A 16,061-nucleotide genomic window follows, 5' to 3' on the forward strand; every position below is an offset into this window, starting at 1 on the left:
GCGGGTTTGCGTGTCGACTGCTGGCATCATGCGACCATGGCGGTGCACAGGATCGATGCGGTCGAGCTGCCCCGGACGGCGCTCGGCGACTTCTTGTCGTCGTCGGCGTTCGCGGAGATGCTCGACCCGGACGACGAGCGCACGTCCTCCCGCAGTGCGGCGGCCCGACGCGCCGAGGTCGCCGACGTGGTGCGCGCCGTCGACCGTTTCGCCGGCCGACGATTCGTCGACCGGGAGCGCGCCGGCGAGGTCGTCTTCGGCGGAATCACCGCCGGGGGGCTCGGGGTCCGTCCTTCGGTGGTCGACGAGGTCCTCGCCCTGGTGCGGCCGGTCGGGGTCCCCGCGCCTGGTGCCCCGAAACCTGTTCCCTACGAGGCGCAAACGGTGCTCGGTAGTTACGTCTATGCACTGGTCGATCCGCGTGACGCCACGGTGTTCCACGTCGACGCCGGCCGCGGGAACCGCGTATACCGCCATACCGCCGCCGCGCTGGCGGGCGACGCACCCGACCCTGCCGACATCGTCGGCGACGACGATCCGGCCGAGGTCGCGGCCGCCATCTCCGAGCGCATCCGCGACATCGACGCCGACGGGTTCGGCGTCGAACACTGGATTCTGCGGTACGACGTAGATTCTGTCGATTCGGCTGCAGCGCACGCGCTTTCGCTACGACGCACGGTAGTCGCCGTCGTCGCTCTGGCCGGATCGGAACTTCCGGAGACGCCGGATGCACAAGGGCCGTGGCGCATCGAGGAGCTGATCCTGCGACATGCGGCGCCGGTGTCGCCGCCGTTGCCCGACGTGTGCGTGCTGGTGAAGGTCGACGAGTCCGCCCGCAGCGACGCCAATGCCGAGGTGATCTACGAATCCGCTCGCAGCGCTTGGCGTGCTGGGCCGCACCGCACCGTCCCCGATCTACCGGTGCTGGTGTTCGCCGACGATCTCGTCCGGGCCGTCCATCGCGTCGACTATTGGGAGTCCTACCGCGACGCCGAGGGAAACCTGGATCCGAAGCGGTGGGTGTACACCGGGAAACCCGACGCCGAACTCGAGGCCCGGTATGTGGGTACCAGCCTGCGCGAGGTCCGGCAGGAACGCGGCGGCAAGTGGAATTCCTCCGGCTGGCACCCGTACGGGCACGTTCCCTGAGCCTGTTCGTTGGAACAAATTCGCCTGTCGTGATCCGACGACGGACGCGCGGTCTGTTCTACTCGCGGCATCGTCCATCGACAGAAAGCCGGCGCATGTCCTCGGATCGACGCAGTTCATTCGACCACCGCACCGCCCTGATCACCGGCGCCTCCGCCGGGATCGGCAAGACGTTCGCGGAACATCTCGCCGCGGAAGGGTACGACCTACTGCTGGTCGCCCGTCGGGCCGAACGGCTCGACGAGTTGTCCGAGCGACTACATCGCGAGCACGGCGTTCGTTGTGAGGTGTTCGCCGGGGATCTGTCCGAACCCGGCACGCCGGCCGCGATCATCGAGCGCGCCGATGAACTCGGGCTGGACATCGACGTGCTGATCAACAACGCCGGGATGTCGCTGAGCACCAAGTTCGCCGAGACGCCGTGGGAGGAGGTCGGAGGGCAGCTGCAATTGATGCTGACCTCGCTGACCGAGCTGTCCCACCGCGTGCTCCCGGGGATGAAGAAGCGCCGGTGGGGGCGGATCGTGAACGTCTCGTCCATCACGGCGCTGCTGCCTCCGGCGGAGGGCCTGCTCTACTCCGCGATCAAGTCGTATGTGCTGCTGATGTCCCAGTCCCTGGACATGGAACTGAAATCGCACGGCATCCACGTGACGGCGCTCTGTCCCGGTTTCACCAGGAGTGAGTTCCACGATGCGATGGGTGCGGAGACCCGCGAGACCGCCGATCGCCTGCCCGGCGTGCTGTGGCAGGAGCCGGAGGACGTCGTGCGCGAGGGGTGGAACGCGGTGATGAAGGGCGACGCGGTGTGCGTGACCGGCATGGTGAACAAGCTGGTCACGACGGCCGTGCGTCCCATTCCGCCGGGTATCCAGTACTTCCTCGGCCGGACGCTCAATCCGTTCAAGTAGGCGCCGGGCGGTTTCACTTCTTGGTGCGCCGACTCCCGCCGTGCCAGTCCTCCTCGACACCCGCCTCGCCGTCGGTCACTCCGAAGGCCCGCAGTTGTGGCTTCTCCCGCAGGCTCCGCTTGAGCTCGGCGAAACCCGGGAAACTCGCCAGGCCGATCACGTGGTCCCACAGGACGACCGCGTCGTCGTCACCTGGTAGACGGCTGATGACGGGCCCGAAGAAGGCAACTCCCTCCGGCGGCTGGAAGTGGATGATCGGCGTACCCACGTCGCGACCCGTCAGCGACAGGGCCTCGTCGGTCTCGGTTTGGATCTCCGCGTCGAACTCGGCGTCGTCGAGGGCGTCCAGGTGGTGCGCGGGTAGCCCGAGCTCATCCAGCACGGGCCCGAGGAACTCCGCGGTACCGCGGAAGTCGGTGGCGTCCACGGTGTAGGAACCGGTGTGCGCGTCGAAGATTCGTGTACCCAGGGCCTCGTAGAGCGGACCGATGGCGGCCGGTCCGTGTTCGCGGCGGATGCTCGCCGCCACGCGCAGAAGACGGAGCCCGGCGGTGTGCCCGGCCTCGTACTCCGGCGGGAACTGCGCGTCGTAATCGACGTGTGCGTTCAGCAGACGTAGCGAGATGAACCGCCATTCCACCGTGTAGTCCCGCTGGGCCTGTACCTTTCGCACCCATTTGCTCGTCATCCAGGCGAACGGACAGACGGGATCGAAGTAGAAGTTGACGTCGGCCACGATTCGACGGTAGACGACGGGACAGTCCTAGGTGTCGGCAGAAGCCGCGAACAACTGGTCGCCTAACCGGTACCGCTCGACTGAGTGACAGGTGAGCCTATGACGGGCTCGTTGGGATGGAGGAGGTGCTGCACAGTAGCGAGTGACGGCTGATCGAGTGGACCGGTGTAGAGCTCGGGTGCCCAGTCATACACGCCCCGTAATCAGCCGGGGTGGGCGAAGCCGAAGCTGAAGAAGAATGGTTCAGGCGGACCACTGCGAGACCAATCTCATTCGTTCACCTCCGGCAGGACCGGAGCCGACGCGGATATCGAGGTCAATCGGAGTCCGGGTCAGGTGGAACGATTGCGGAGTAGTAGCGGTCTGCGAGAGAAGGAGTGACGGTGGAAGGGTTCTTCGTGCTGCTCACGCCACCGGTCGCCCTCGCGCTCATGTTCTGGGCGTGGACCATCTGGCTATCCTTCAGAGCCGCTGGCCGAAACATCCGACGATCTTCGGCCGCAGTTTCTGCGGTGCTGGCGATCTGCGGGGCAATTGCTTTCCTCGCGTTGACCAGTCTCGACGATTACAACGACTACCCCGGTCACACGTGTTCGGTGCGTGATGGGTTTGTACCCGTCGGCTTTCCGCCTGAGCAACTACCACCGCCGCCTCGAGACGTGGTGAGCACATTCCATCCCAGCCTCGACTGGTCTCACCGATTCGAGCTCCTTCCCCTCGGCGTGCGCTGCACCTACTGGATTCGAGACGACCCCCGCATCACAATGAGCACCCACAGCCCCTGGCCGTACTCGGTGTGCAGCTACGGAGCGCTCGTCGTTGCCTTCGTCCAGGCCATCCGAGTCGTCAATCCCGACCTGCTCAGACGCGGTGCGCCGCCGCGGCCAGCGCGTGCAGGTGATGGCGGGCAGATGTAGGCGTGCCACAGTTGATGAGTGCGTACCAAGGTGTTGTTTTTCTGGGTGCTCGGTGGAATCATCACCGCCTTCGCCGCCGCGATCGTGCTCATCGGTGCCGCTGGTTGGCTCACTCTTCGCTCGTCGTGGTTCGAGGACAGCTTGTCCAAGGTGTCGGTCACAGAAGACGCCGACGGGGCTGAACGGATCGCCGAAGCCATGGGTGTTCACCTGAACGACAGTGCCATCGACTACGGGGAAGTGACATCGCAGTTGCAAGGCAAACCGAGTGCTTACCTCGTCGTGAAAGCGGACAGTGCGATGCTGCGCGACAGGATCATTCGGCAGTCACGGCTGCGCTGTGCGACCACCGATCCGCCGAATATGGCGTCGATGCGCTCACCGTCGAGGCACGGTCCGCCGCGCTCACCGACTCTGATGGCATGTGGTCGGCCGGCTGGCGACTACAACGACCCGGCGTCAGCGGGGGAGTGGGGCGGTCATCTCACCGTGTGGTTCGACCCCCAGGCGGGTGACCGCAGCACATGGCTCTACATTTCCGCCGCCCCATTCTGATCGAACGGGTGCAGCACGCTTCGCGTAGTTCGTACAGCGCCACTCGAACTAATGACGACCCGCCTGTGAGGGCCGACCGTAATGATGGATGAGTGAATTTCGATGGCATGATCCGTGTGCAGGCGGTGCGCTCGTCGACACGGTCGTCCTCCTCGACAAGGCCGTCGGGTAGGGCTTCCCGCGGCGATTAGATTGTGGATGTGCTGATGGCCACGGCCGGACTATCCGAATGCGCTGCTGATTGCCGCGCGGACAACTGGCCGTTCTATATCGGTTTCGCGTTGTTTGTGTTGTTCTGCGTCTGGATCACCTTGTCGATGTTCGCGACTGTCGACGTCATCAGTCGTCACATCGGGCCCCGTCGCAGTGCGACGTGGGTCGGCGTTGTGTGGCTTGTTCAGCGTTTGGAACGGTGTCACCGAGGCCGCGGCGGTGTCGGTCTCGCGATGAGCGGGGCCACTAGACTCAAGGCGTGACCGGAGCCGACGATTCGACACGTGACCGCGACGGTCTCCCGGATCCCGGTCCGACTGACGACGATGCGACATCCGACGCGGACGAACCCTCCGCAGCGAACGATAGAACCGGTGGGTCGACCCGTCGTCGGGGCGACCGGCTTCCCGTCCGACGCGACGATCCCGACCGTCCCGGACCCGGGCGCCGGATGGCCGACCTGCTGGCCCGCACCGACTCCAGCGCCGGGGTCGTCAAGGCGGCTCGCGCCGCACGAGATCTGATCCCGCACGACGAGAGCCCGATCACCGGGCCGCGTGCATCCGACCGCGTGGCACGCCTCATCAGCGAGTCCCGGCCCGAAAAACCCAGTGCCATACGAGAGCTCGGCCTCGCATCGATCCAGGTGTGGCAGGCGTTGGTGACCACACGACGTCGTCGATCCGAACGCACCCCAGTCCCCGCCACCATCTTGTTCACCGATCTCGTCGGATTCTCGACGTGGGCCCTGCATGCCGGAGACGACCAGGTCCTCCAACTCCTGCGCGACGTCAACGGCGTCACCGAGAACATCGTGCGCAGCCGCGGCGGACGCATCGTCAAACATCTCGGCGACGGGACGATGGCCGTGTTCATCGACGGTGTCGAAGCGATCGAGGCCGGTCACGAGGTGATCGTCGCCGTGAGTGCCCTGACGGTCGGGGACTACCGGCCACAGCTGCGAGCCGGTCTCCACACCGGCGAACCGCGGGCGGTCGGTGACGATTTCCTCGGTGTCGATGTGAACGTCGCCGCTCGGGTCGCGGCAGCGGCGGGAGCCGGTGAGCTGTTGGCCAGCGGAGCGACCGTCGAGGCCGCCGGCGCCGATCGGTACGCCACTCGTCGTCGGCGATTCCGCGCCAAGGGGGTACCGCGCGACATCGAGGTGTTCGCCGTCGTGCCCCGCTACTCCGACTGACCGATCCCCGGCCTGTTTGCTAGCAGCGTGTGTACGCCGAAGAGATCGAGAGGACTACGTGCGGCCGCGCCGAGCTTCACGGGGCGATAGACGCGTTGCCTGTGCCCGCCGACACGCACGATGGGCGCACGACGGGCCGTGACACCGCACGACTGGTCAACCCCGGCTGCGGTTCCAATCCTCGAGGATGTTGTCGATCGCATGCACTACTCCGCAGTCCGGATGTCGTTGTCGCGACGAATAGTTCGGGCCAGCGTCTGAACCAGTTCGAATGGGTCTGACGAGTCGGCGTGGGTCTCACTCGAGACCCACGCCGGCTTCCAGTCAGCGCTGCGCGGCGGCGAGTGCCTCGTTGAACGTCGTGCTCGGACGCATGACGGCGGCGGTCTTGTCCCAGTCGGGGTAGTAGTAGCCGCCGATGTCGACCTGCTCGCCCTGCACCGCGTTGAGCTCCTCGACGATCTTGTCCTCGTTGGCCGCGAGGGTTTCGGCCAGCGACGAGAAGTGCTTCGCGAGCTCGTCGTCCTCGGTCTGCGCGGCGAGTTCCTGCGCCCAGTAGAGCGCCAGGTAGAACTGGCTGCCGCGGTTGTCGAGTTCGCCGGTCTTGCGCGACGGTCCCTTGTCGTTCTCGAGCAGCTTGCCGGTGGCGGTGTCGAGGGCCTTCGCGAGGAGAACGGCGCGCTTGTCGTCGAACTTCTTGCCCACGTCCTCGAGGCTCACCGCGAGCGCGAGGAACTCGCCGAGCGAGTCCCAGCGGAGGTGGTTCTCCTCGATGAGCTGCTTGACGTGCTTCGGCGCTGAACCGCCCGCGCCGGTCTCGTAGAGTCCGCCGCCGGCCATCAGCGGGACGATCGACAGCATCTTGGCGCTGGTGCCGAGTTCCAGGATCGGGAACAGGTCGGTCAGGTAGTCGCGCAGGATGTTGCCCGTGGCCGAGATGGTGTCCAGGCCGCGGACGACGCGCTCGAGGGTGTACCGCATGGCGCGGACCTGCGACATGATCTGGATGTCGAGGCCCTCGGTGTCGTGATCCGGCAGGTACTTGTGGACCTTCTTGATCAGCTCGTTCTCATGCGGGCGGTACGGGTCGAGCCAGAAGAGCACCGGCATCCCGGAATCGCGGCACCGGTTCACGGCCAGCTTGATCCAGTCCTGGATGGGCGCGTCCTTGACGATGCACAGACGCCAGATGTCGCCCTCTTCGACGGTCTGGGTGAGCAGCACCTCGCCGGTCTCCAGATCGGTGATGTTGGCGGTGCCGCCCGCAGGGACCTCGAAGGTCTTGTCGTGCGAGCCGTACTCCTCGGCCTTCTGCGCCATCAGACCGACGTTGGGCACCGTGCCCATCGTCGTGGGATCGAACTGCCCGTTGGTCTTACAGAAGTTGATCATCTCCTGGTAGATGCGGGAGAAGGTCGACTCCGGGTTGACGGCCTTGGTGTCCTTGAGCCGGCCGTCGGCGCCGTACATCTTGCCGCCCGCGCGGATCATGGCCGGCATCGAGGCGTCGACGATGACGTCACTGGGGGAGTGGAAGTTGGTGATGCCGCGGGCCGAGTCGACCATCGCCAGCTCGGGGCGATGCTCGTGGCACTTGTGCAGGTCGTCGATGATCTCCTCGCGCTGCGCGCTGGGCAGCGACTCGATCTTGCTGTAGAGATCCGACAGCCCGTTGTTGACGTTGACGCCGAGCTCGTCGAAGAGTTCGCCGTGCTTCTCGAAGGCCTCGCGGTAGAAGACCTTGACCGCGTGCCCGAAGACGATGGGGTGCGAGACCCGCATCATGGTGGCCTTGACGTGCAGCGAGAACATCACGCCGGTCTTGTAGGCGTCGTCGATCTGTTCCTCGTAGAACTTGATCAGGGCCTTCTTGCTCATGAACATGCTGTCGATGACGTCACCGTCGGTCAGCGACACCTCGGGCTTGAGCACGAGGGTCTCGCCGGAGTCGGTGATCAGCTCCATCTTGACCTTGCGGTCGCCGGAGACGGTCATCGACTTCTCGCCGTGGTAGAAGTCGCCTTCGCGCATATGGGCGACGTGGGTGCGCGATGCCATCGACCACTCACCCATGCTGTGCGGGTGCTTCTTCGCGTACTCCTTGACCGCCTTCGGTGCTCGACGGTCCGAGTTGCCTTCGCGCAGAACGGGGTTCACGGCGCTACCGAGGCACTTGGTGTACCGGTCGCGAATCGCGCGCTCCTCGTCGGTCTTCGGGTTGCCCGGGAAGTCGGGCAGGTCGTAACCCTTGCCCTGGAGCTCCTTGATGGCGGCGAGCAGCTGGGGGACCGACGCGGAGATGTTGGGGAGCTTGATGATGTTGGTGTCGGACTCCTGGGTCAGCTTGCCGAGCTCGCCCAGGTTGTCGGTGACCTTCTGGTCATCGGGCAGGAGGTCGGAGAACTCGGCGAGGATGCGAGCCGCGACGGAGATGTCGCTGGTCTCGACGGCGATCCCGGCCGCCCCGGCGAACGTGCGCACGACCGGCAGAAACGCGTGAGTGGCGAGCATGGGTGCCTCGTCGGTCAGCGTATAGATGATGGTCGGCTGTTCGGCACTCATGCGATGTGTTCTCGATTCTGTCTTGGTCGACGCGTTTGTGTGTGCGGCCTTGTGGGTCCGGTTTACCGATATCACGACGGGGATGGACTCGCGTGACATCCACCCATGATTTTGCCTGTCCGGGCCGGGCGGCGGGAGACGTGGTCGGTGGATTCGCGTCGAACGCCAGGTGGTAACGGCTGTGACCTGGCCTGCGTCCCAAAATTTGTGTGGTCGACGCCACAGCCGGTTCGTCCGGGGTGCCGACATGAGTCGACCCCACTCGGTTGGCGGGTGATCGCCGTCGAGCGGGGTCGGTCGGGACGGTGGGGCTTGGCGCGGGTGGTGTCAGGCGACGCGAACCGGCACGGTCTGCCGGAGTCTGATCAGGCCGTCCCGGATGCGGGACTTGACGGTCGGCAGGGCGACGTCGAGATGCTCGGCGACCTCGCGGTAGGTGAGCCCATGGAAGTAGGCGAGCTCGATCGCCTGGCGCTGCAGCGGGGTGAGGGTTTCCAGGCCGGTGTGGATCAGGCGGGCGATCTCGCGTCGCTCCACCGATTCGCTGACCTCGTCGACCTCGCGACCGGTGTCGGCGATGCCGTAGGCGACGGTCCGGCGGGTCGCCGCCGACTCGGAGCGCACGCGATCGACCGCGCGACGATGCGCGAGAGTGAGAATCCACGACAGTGCGGAGCCGGACGCGGGATCGTAGGCGTCGGCATTGCGCCAGACCGCCAGGAACGTCTCCTGGGTGGCCTCCTCGCTGTAACCCGGATCGCGGAGGACCCGCAGCGTCATGCCGTAGACCCGGTCGCACGTAGCGTCGTAGAACTGCGCGAACGCGTCCATGTCGCCGGTGGCCACCCGGGCGAGGAGAGTGCTCAGTTCGGTGTCTTTCATCACGAAGCTCCTTGCCGCAGATGGATTGTCCCGCTCTCGGGGCTCACGTCGGGCGGCACTGCGCCGGGTGGCCGAGTTGCGATGTGTCCAACGCTAGGCCCCGCGCTGCGCAAAGTGATCATCGCGACACACAACGGGACGCTTTCGCAATACTTGGTAACGGGGAGATAACGGCGGCGCTCGCGCCCTCCGAATTGCCGGTGAGCTGGGATGTCGGTGGCGCGGAGTAGCCTCCTCGCGACGAGAGGGGCGTGCATGCCTGACGACACCATAACGATCGCCGACGGTCGAGCGCGTTGCCTGTGGGCGGCGCGTGAGCCGGAGACCACCTACCACGACACGGAGTGGGGATTCCCGATCGCCGGCGACATGGCGCTGTTCGAGCGCGTCTGCCTCGAGGGTTTCCAGTCCGGGCTGAGCTGGCGGACGATTCTGATCAAGCGGGAGAATTTCCGGGCCGCGTTCGCCGGATTCGACATCGAGCGCGTGGCACGCTACACCGACGCCGACGTCGCCAGGTTGCTCGCCGACGCCGGCATCATCCGACACCGCGGCAAGATCGAGGCATCGATCAACAATGCGCGCCGGGCCGTCGAACTGATCGACGAGCAGGGGTCGCTGGAGTCCTATTTCTGGCGATATGCCCCCGCCGGGGACCACGTGCCGGGTTCGATGACGACCTCGCCCGAGTCGCTCGCTCTGTCCAAGGACCTGAAGAAGCGCGGCTGGCGGTTCGTCGGTCCGACCACGATGTTCGCCCTCATGCAGGCGACGGGAATGGTCAACGACCACGCCTACGGCTGCGTGATCCGCGAGGACGTGGAAGCGGCGCTGCGCAAGGCGAGCCCGCACGAATTGTAGACAATCCGACAATGTGCCATCATCCCTGCATGACGGCCCAAATCGGCATCGGGATGGTGTGCCCGTTCGACATGGCTCTCGATCGTGAGCTGTGGCGGTGGATGCCGGATTCGGTGTCGCTGTACTTCACCCGCACCGGTTTCATCGACGCGCCGGTGGACGTGGAACTGTGCCGCGACCTCAACAACCACGCCGAGATCGCCGCCGCCGTGCGCGCCGTCTCGTCGGTCGGTCCGCGTTCCTTCGGTTACGCCTGCGCGTCGGGCAGCTTCGTTTACGGAATGGCGGGCGCGCTCGAGATCTCGAACTGCATGCTCGCGGCCGGCGCCGACCGGGCGGTGACGACGTCCGAGGCCCTGATCCGCGCCCTCGATGCGCTGAACGTCGGTACGCTCTCGGTCGCCACGCCGTACACCGCGTCCCTCACCGGCCTGCTGTGCGATTTCCTCGCCGAGTCCGGCCGGAGCGTCGTCGCCCAGGCGGGACTCGGGCGGAACTCCGAGATCTGGACCATTCCGTACCACGTGACCGCGGACCTCATCCGCGCCGCGGACCACCCCGACGCCGACGCGATCTTCGTGTCCTGCACCAACCTGTGGACCTACGACATCCTCGCCGGCCTCGAAGCCGAACTCGGCAAGCCGGTCCTGTCGGCGAACCAGGTCACCGCCTGGGCGACCCTGTGCGACGCCGGGGTTCTCGGTGAGATCAACGGGCCCGCCGGCTCGTCGGACGGCCATGCGCAGACACTGTTTGCCCGTAGCATTGCCGCATGACCTCGAGCGCGGCGACATTCGGCGAAGCAGGCACCGCCAAGTACGTGAATCTGACGACCTACCGCAAGGACGGCACTGCGGTGACCTCGCCGCTGTGGGCGGCGCTCGACGGCGACCAACTCGTCATGTGGACCGTCGCGGATTCGTGGAAGATCAAGCGTCTGCGACGCGATCCGCGCGTCGTCGTGCAGGCCTGTGACGTCCGGGGCCACAAGACTTTCGGTGCACCCGTCAGCGGCACCGCCGAGGTGCTCGACGCCGCGGACAGCGGCCGCGTCAAGAAGGCGATCGCCGACAAGTACGGACTCCTCGGCAAGATCACCATGCTCGGCAGCAAGCTCCGCCGGGGCGACCACGGCAGCGTGGGGATCGTCATCACGCCTGCGGTCTGACGCGCTGCTGGGTGCACAGTCCACGGATGTGGGAGTGGCATTCGGTCCAGATCTGCTCGTGGGCGACCGCGTCGATCTGGCCGGATCGAAGCTGGTCGTCGGCTCGGCGCAGCCGTGCGGCGACCATTCGAAGTGCATCTCGCCGCTCGGTCTCGCATCTTGGGCGCATCCTGGTGTCCTCGATCCACACCTCCATCATCGCCTGGCGTGGCCGGGTCTCGCGGGTGGCGAGCCACGCGGCCACCGCCGGAATCGGTGTCAGGATCACCGCGCCGACGACCGCCACCGCACCGGAGGTACCCACCGCGGCCGCCAGGATGATGGTGACCAGGAGCAGCACCCCCGTGATCGCTGCACTGTGATGCCACGCCCGCAGCCAACGACGCTCTCGTACGGTCGCCCCGGGCGGGAAGACGGTGATTCGGTGACAGGTGTCGTGATGCGCATGGTCCGTCGTGGCGAAGCCCCAGAGGGGTCCGGCGTCGAATACTCGCGTGATGATCCCGGTCATGGCACCGATGTCTACTCGCGCCGGCGCCTCACACAGACCGTCTGAACGCGATCTGAACGTCGCAGCGGGCGATCCGTACGCGATCTTGACACTCCCGTCGACTCGGTGCGTCCGTACGATTCGCGGCCCGGATCACCGGCTCTGCCAACGCCTCGTCAATTTCGCTCCCCGGCGCGTATGGAACGCGTTAAGGACTGCCGCAGACGACGTCGATGCGCACCATCCTGTCATGAGCCCACAGATCGGTGGGCTGTGCGAAAGGGAGTGAGTGATCGTGGCGGATGTGTTGTACGTCGTGCTCGCCGTGGGAGGGTTCGCCCTGCTCGTGCTTGCATTGCGCGGAATCGACCTCAGGATCAAGAAGTGACCGTGGATGGGGTGACCAACGTCGTCCTGCTCGCCCTGGCGACGGCGGTGGTCGCCTTTCTGTTGGTGGCGCTGGTGTTTCCGGAGAGGTTCTGATCCCAGATGAGCACAACCGTTTCAGGCCTGCTGCAACTCACCGCACTCGTACTGGTGCTTGCCGCGGTGTACGTTCCCCTCGGCGACTACATGGCGCGCGTCTACACCAGCGACCGGGACCTCTTCGCCGAGCGCGTCTTCTACCGCGTGGCCCGTATCGATCCGCGGAGTCGACAGACCTGGCTGGGCTATACGTTGGCGGTTCTCGGCTTCTCGCTGATGTCGTTTCTCGCATTGTTTCTCATCCAGCGCATGCAAGGGGTCCTGCCGTGGTCGGACGGTAAGCCGGGAGTGGATCCGTCGATGGCCTTCAACACGGCGATCTCGTTCGTCAGCAACACCAACTGGCAGTCGTACTCACCCGAGGTCGTGATGAGCAACCTCACCCAGATGGTCGGGTTGGCGGTCCAGAACTTCGCATCCGCGGCCGTGGGGATGGCCGTGGCGATCGCGGTGATCCGCGGCATCATCGACCGTCGTGCCAGCGGCCAACTCGGCAACTTCTGGGTTGACCTGGTGCGAGGTGTAATCCGAATCCTGTTGCCACTCAGTCTGATCGTCGCGACGTTGCTACTGACACAAGGTGTGGTGCAGTCATGGCACTCCGGCTTCGGGTGGACCGCGCTCGACGGCACCGACGCACGCAGTGTGATCGGTCCATTCGCCTCCCAGGAAGCGATCAAGGAGCTCGGTACCAATGGCGGCGGTACGTTGTCGGCGAACTCCGCGCACCCGTTCTCCAACCCGACCCCGTTGTCGAACATCATCGAGAACCTCGCGCTCCTGCTGATCCCGGTGTGCCTGACGCGCACCTACGGAACGCTGGTCCGTGACCGGCGGCAGGGGATGACCATCCTCGGCGTCATGGCGGCCATCTGGGCAATCATGCTCACGGTCGTCTGGACGTTCGAGAGCCGCACGGCCGGAGCGGCATCCGCTGCTGCGGGGGCCATGATGGAGGGCAAGGAGGTACGGCTCGGGGTGCCGGCCTCGGCCTTGTTCGCCGTGTCGACCACCGGGACCTCGACCGGTGCCGTCAACTCCATGCACGACAGTTTCTCCGCCGCCGGCGGGGGAGCGCTGATCTGGAACATGCTCCTCGGGGAGGTCGCGCCAGGCGGGGTGGGATCGGGGCTCTACGGCATCCTGGTGATGGCGGTGATCACCGTGTTCATCGGGGGGCTCCTGGTCGGGCGGTCACCGACCTTCCTCGGCAAGCGGATCGGCCAGCACGAGATCACCATGGCGGCTCTGTATGTGCTGGTCATGCCGGCACTAGTGCTGGCGGGTGTGGGCATCTCGATGATCCTGGGCTCGACCACCGATGCGCAAGGCAACAGCGGAGATCCGGGAACGCCGGGCTCGATCCACGGCTTCGGCGAAGTGCTCTACGCCTATGCCTCGGCCGCCAACAACAATGGCAGTGCATTCGGTGGGCTCACCGTCACCAGCGATTGGTTCCAGGCCTCGCTCGGAGTGGCGATGTTGCTCGGACGGTTCCTGCCTATCGTGCTCGTGCTCGCTCTGGCCGGTCTGCTGGCGCGGCAACGTCCCCGCGGCATCGAGATGTCGGGTGGTGACGGGGTCAGCGCAGATGCGATGCCGGCCGCCGAGATGCCAGCGGGAGGATCGAATGGGGCGCGCACCGCAGTGCTGTCCGCCCCGGCCGAGGCCGAGGAGTCGGCCCTTGCCACCCTGCCCACCCACGGACTGCTGTTCGGATTCCTGCTCGCGGCGACGATCCTGCTCGTCGCGGGACTCACCTTCTTCCCGGCGATGGCGCTGGGACCGATAGCCGAGGCCCTTCTGTGACAACGCAACTCTCTGAAACCGACGATCCCGCGGACACTCGGGACGCCCCGGATCGCGACGCCACTCCGGCACTGGTGTCGAGCGGTGCGTTCGACGCCCGCTCGCTCGTGACCTCCCTGCCGCTCGCGCTCCGCAAGCTCGACCCGCGTGATCAGGCGCGCAACCCGGTGATGTTCGTGGTGTTCCTCGGTGCGGTCGTGACCACGGTTCTCGCTGTGGCACAACCGTCGTGGTTCACCGCGACGGTGGCGGCCTGGCTGTGGTTCACCGTGCTGTTCGCCAACCTGGCCGAGGCCGTGGCCGAGGGTCGCGGACGCGCGCAGGCAGACAGCTTGCGAAAGGTCAAGCGCGACACGATCGCTCGTCGAATGCGGCAGGACGGCTCGATCGAGGAGGTGTCGGGCAGCACGTTGGCCATCGGCGACCTCGTGGTCGTCGAGGCAGGTGAGACGATCGCCGGCGACGGCGATGTCGTCGATGGGATCGCCACCGTGGACGAGTCGGCGATCACCGGTGAGTCGGCGCCGGTCGTCCGCGAATCCGGCGGCGATCGCTCGGCGGTGACCGGCGGAACCGTGGTGCTCTCCGACCGCATCGTCGTCCGGATCACCACGGCCCCCGGGGAGACCTTCGTCGACCGGATGATCGCGTTGGTCGAAGGTGCCGCCCGTAAGAAGACCCCCAACGAGATCGCGCTCGACATCCTGCTGACCAGTCTCACGGTTCTCTTCGTGCTCGCCGTGGTGGCCGTGGGGCCGATGCAGGAATATGCCGGACAGTCGCCCGACCCGGTGAAGCTGATCGCGCTCCTGGTCTGCCTCATCCCCACCACGATCGGGGCGCTGCTGAGCTCGATCGGCATCGCCGGCATGGATCGGCTGGTGCAGCGCAACGTCCTGGCCATGTCGGGGCGCGCGGTCGAGGCGGCCGGCGACATCGACACCCTGCTGATGGACAAGACCGGGACGATCACCTACGGCAATCGTCGTGCCACCGACCTGTTCCCGGCACCGGGAGTGTCCGTCGAGGAACTGGCACGGGTCGCCCACCGGTGCAGCCTCGCCGACGACACCCCAGAGGGACGAAGCATCGTCGACCTCTGCCGGACCGCGTACGGGGTGGCCGCCGCTTACCAGGGGACCGACACGATCATCCCGTTCACCGCGCAGACCCGGATGAGTGGAGTGGACTCCCGGGCCGATGGTGTGACAAGCGGCGGGGCCCCGGTCGAATACCGCAAGGGCGCCGCCGATGCGGTCACCCGGTGGGTCACGGCCGGGAAAGGCGTCGTCGACGACACGGTCGCCGCCGACGTGGAACGGATCTCGTCGGCGGGTGGCACACCCCTGGTGGTCGGCGTCCGTGCCCACGGGCAACCGGCCCGGGTCATGGGCGTGATCGCGCTGTCCGATGTGGTGAAGCCCGGCATGACAGCGCGGTTCGCGCAGCTCCGCGCGATGGGCATCCGCACCGTGATGGTCACCGGAGACAATCCGCTCACCGCACGGGCGATCGCCGACGAGGCCGGTGTCGACGACTTCGTCGCCGAGGCCACACCCGAGCAGAAGCTGGATCTCATCCGCTCCGAGCAGGCCGCCGGGCGCCTCGTCGCGATGACCGGCGACGGCACCAACGACGCACCCGCTCTGGCGCAGGCCGACGTGGGCCTCGCGATGAACACCGGGACATCGGCGGCCAAGGAAGCCGGCAACATGGTGGATCTCGACTCCGACCCGACGAAACTCATCGAGGTCGTCGGCATCGGCAAGCAGTTGCTGATCACCCGAGGTGCCCTGGCGACGTTCTCGCTCGCCAACGACCTCGCGAAGTACTTCGCGATCCTGCCCGCGATGTTCACCGCCGTCTATCCGCAACTCGACGCCCTGAACATCATGGGCCTGCATTCGGCGCAGTCGGCGATCGTGTCCGCGGTGATCTTCAACGCACTGATCATCGTGGCGCTCATCCCGCTGTCGTTGCGCGGCGTGCGCTACCGGCCGGACTCGGCGTCGAAGTTGTTGGGCCGCAACCTACTCGTCTATGGAATCGGTGGGGTGGTCACGCCGTTCATCGGTATCTGGCTGATCGATCTCCTCGTTCGTCTTCTTCCGGGAATGGGATGAC

At 66.1% G+C, this 16,061-nt stretch carries 15 protein-coding genes; 11 read left to right on the plus strand and 4 right to left on the minus strand.

What is annotated here, in order from left to right; translation table 11 throughout:
- Positions 1–51 precede the first annotated feature (51 nt).
- Positions 52–1,149 carry a GIY-YIG nuclease family protein gene (locus KB201_RS14965; protein WP_211539647.1) on the plus strand — a complete coding sequence of 366 codons (1,098 nt, stop codon included), beginning with the start codon at positions 52–54 and terminating at the stop codon, positions 1,147–1,149.
- A 95-nt stretch (positions 1,150–1,244) separates the two neighbouring features.
- Positions 1,245–2,060: an SDR family oxidoreductase gene (locus tag KB201_RS14970; RefSeq protein ID WP_211539586.1), complete on the plus strand. Its 816-nt coding sequence runs from the start codon at positions 1,245–1,247 to the stop codon at positions 2,058–2,060.
- A gap of 13 nt (positions 2,061–2,073) precedes the next feature.
- Here the strand turns inward: KB201_RS14970 and KB201_RS14975 are convergent, their stop codons facing one another.
- Positions 2,074–2,748: a hypothetical protein gene (locus KB201_RS14975; RefSeq protein ID WP_211539648.1), complete on the minus strand. Its 675-nt coding sequence runs from the start codon at positions 2,746–2,748 to the stop codon at positions 2,074–2,076.
- 431 nt (positions 2,749–3,179) lie between these two features.
- Between KB201_RS14975 and KB201_RS14980 the strand changes: the two genes are divergently transcribed.
- The 3 genes from KB201_RS14980 to KB201_RS14990 all read left to right on the plus strand — a co-directional run bounded on the left by KB201_RS14980 (position 3,180) and on the right by KB201_RS14990 (position 5,679).
- Positions 3,180–3,713, plus strand: a complete 534-nt coding sequence (locus KB201_RS14980) for a hypothetical protein (protein WP_211539588.1) — start codon at positions 3,180–3,182, stop codon at positions 3,711–3,713.
- Between the two features lie 18 nt (positions 3,714–3,731).
- Positions 3,732–4,268 (plus strand): hypothetical protein, encoded by a 537-nt coding sequence (locus KB201_RS14985; protein WP_307848077.1) that lies wholly within the window; start codon positions 3,732–3,734, stop codon positions 4,266–4,268.
- A 472-nt stretch (positions 4,269–4,740) separates the two neighbouring features.
- Positions 4,741–5,679 (plus strand): adenylate/guanylate cyclase domain-containing protein, encoded by a 939-nt coding sequence (locus tag KB201_RS14990; RefSeq protein WP_211539591.1) that lies wholly within the window; start codon positions 4,741–4,743, stop codon positions 5,677–5,679.
- A gap of 324 nt (positions 5,680–6,003) precedes the next feature.
- On the opposite strand, the gene KB201_RS14995 is transcribed toward KB201_RS14990, so the two are convergent.
- On the minus strand, positions 6,004–8,241 hold the full coding sequence (locus tag KB201_RS14995) for an NADP-dependent isocitrate dehydrogenase (RefSeq protein ID WP_211539593.1): 2,238 nt from the start codon (positions 8,239–8,241) through the stop codon (positions 6,004–6,006).
- Positions 8,242–8,568: 327 nt separating this feature from the next.
- Positions 8,569–9,123, minus strand: a complete 555-nt coding sequence (sigK, locus tag KB201_RS15000; protein ID WP_058249824.1) for an ECF RNA polymerase sigma factor SigK — start codon at positions 9,121–9,123, stop codon at positions 8,569–8,571.
- Between the two features lie 255 nt (positions 9,124–9,378).
- Between sigK and KB201_RS15005 the strand changes: the two genes are divergently transcribed.
- From KB201_RS15005 to KB201_RS15015, 3 genes are read left to right on the plus strand one after another with little or no spacing between them, the layout of a single operon-like run.
- A complete protein-coding gene (locus KB201_RS15005) occupies positions 9,379–9,984 on the plus strand; it encodes a DNA-3-methyladenine glycosylase I (protein WP_211539595.1) in 606 nt (201 codons plus the stop codon).
- Between the two features lie 29 nt (positions 9,985–10,013).
- Positions 10,014–10,760, plus strand: a complete 747-nt coding sequence (locus tag KB201_RS15010; RefSeq protein ID WP_211539596.1) for an Asp/Glu/hydantoin racemase — start codon at positions 10,014–10,016, stop codon at positions 10,758–10,760.
- A complete protein-coding gene (locus KB201_RS15015) occupies positions 10,757–11,152 on the plus strand; it encodes a PPOX class F420-dependent oxidoreductase (RefSeq protein ID WP_211539597.1) in 396 nt (131 codons plus the stop codon). The genes KB201_RS15010 and KB201_RS15015 overlap by 4 nt, the downstream gene beginning before the upstream one ends.
- On the opposite strand, the gene KB201_RS15020 is transcribed toward KB201_RS15015, so the two are convergent.
- A complete protein-coding gene (locus KB201_RS15020; RefSeq protein WP_211539598.1) occupies positions 11,136–11,663 on the minus strand; it encodes a DUF6611 family protein in 528 nt (175 codons plus the stop codon). The genes KB201_RS15015 and KB201_RS15020 overlap by 17 nt on opposite strands.
- Positions 11,664–12,026: 363 nt before the next feature.
- Between KB201_RS15020 and KB201_RS15025 the strand changes: the two genes are divergently transcribed.
- From KB201_RS15025 to kdpB, 3 genes are read left to right on the plus strand one after another with little or no spacing between them, the layout of a single operon-like run.
- Entirely contained in the window at positions 12,027–12,125 is a 99-nt protein-coding gene (locus tag KB201_RS15025) for a potassium-transporting ATPase subunit F (RefSeq protein WP_211539599.1), read from the plus strand.
- 6 nt (positions 12,126–12,131) lie between these two features.
- On the plus strand, positions 12,132–13,937 hold the full coding sequence (kdpA, locus tag KB201_RS15030; protein ID WP_211539600.1) for a potassium-transporting ATPase subunit KdpA: 1,806 nt from the start codon (positions 12,132–12,134) through the stop codon (positions 13,935–13,937).
- Positions 13,934–16,060 (plus strand): potassium-transporting ATPase subunit KdpB, encoded by a 2,127-nt coding sequence (kdpB, locus tag KB201_RS15035; protein ID WP_211539601.1) that lies wholly within the window; start codon positions 13,934–13,936, stop codon positions 16,058–16,060. Before kdpA ends, kdpB begins: the two co-directional genes overlap by 4 nt.
- The last annotated feature ends 1 nt before the right edge of the window (position 16,061 follow it).

This window comes from Gordonia sp. SCSIO 19800 (assembly GCF_018132775.1).
Taxonomy (GTDB): Bacteria; Actinomycetota; Actinomycetes; order Mycobacteriales; family Mycobacteriaceae; genus Gordonia; species Gordonia hongkongensis.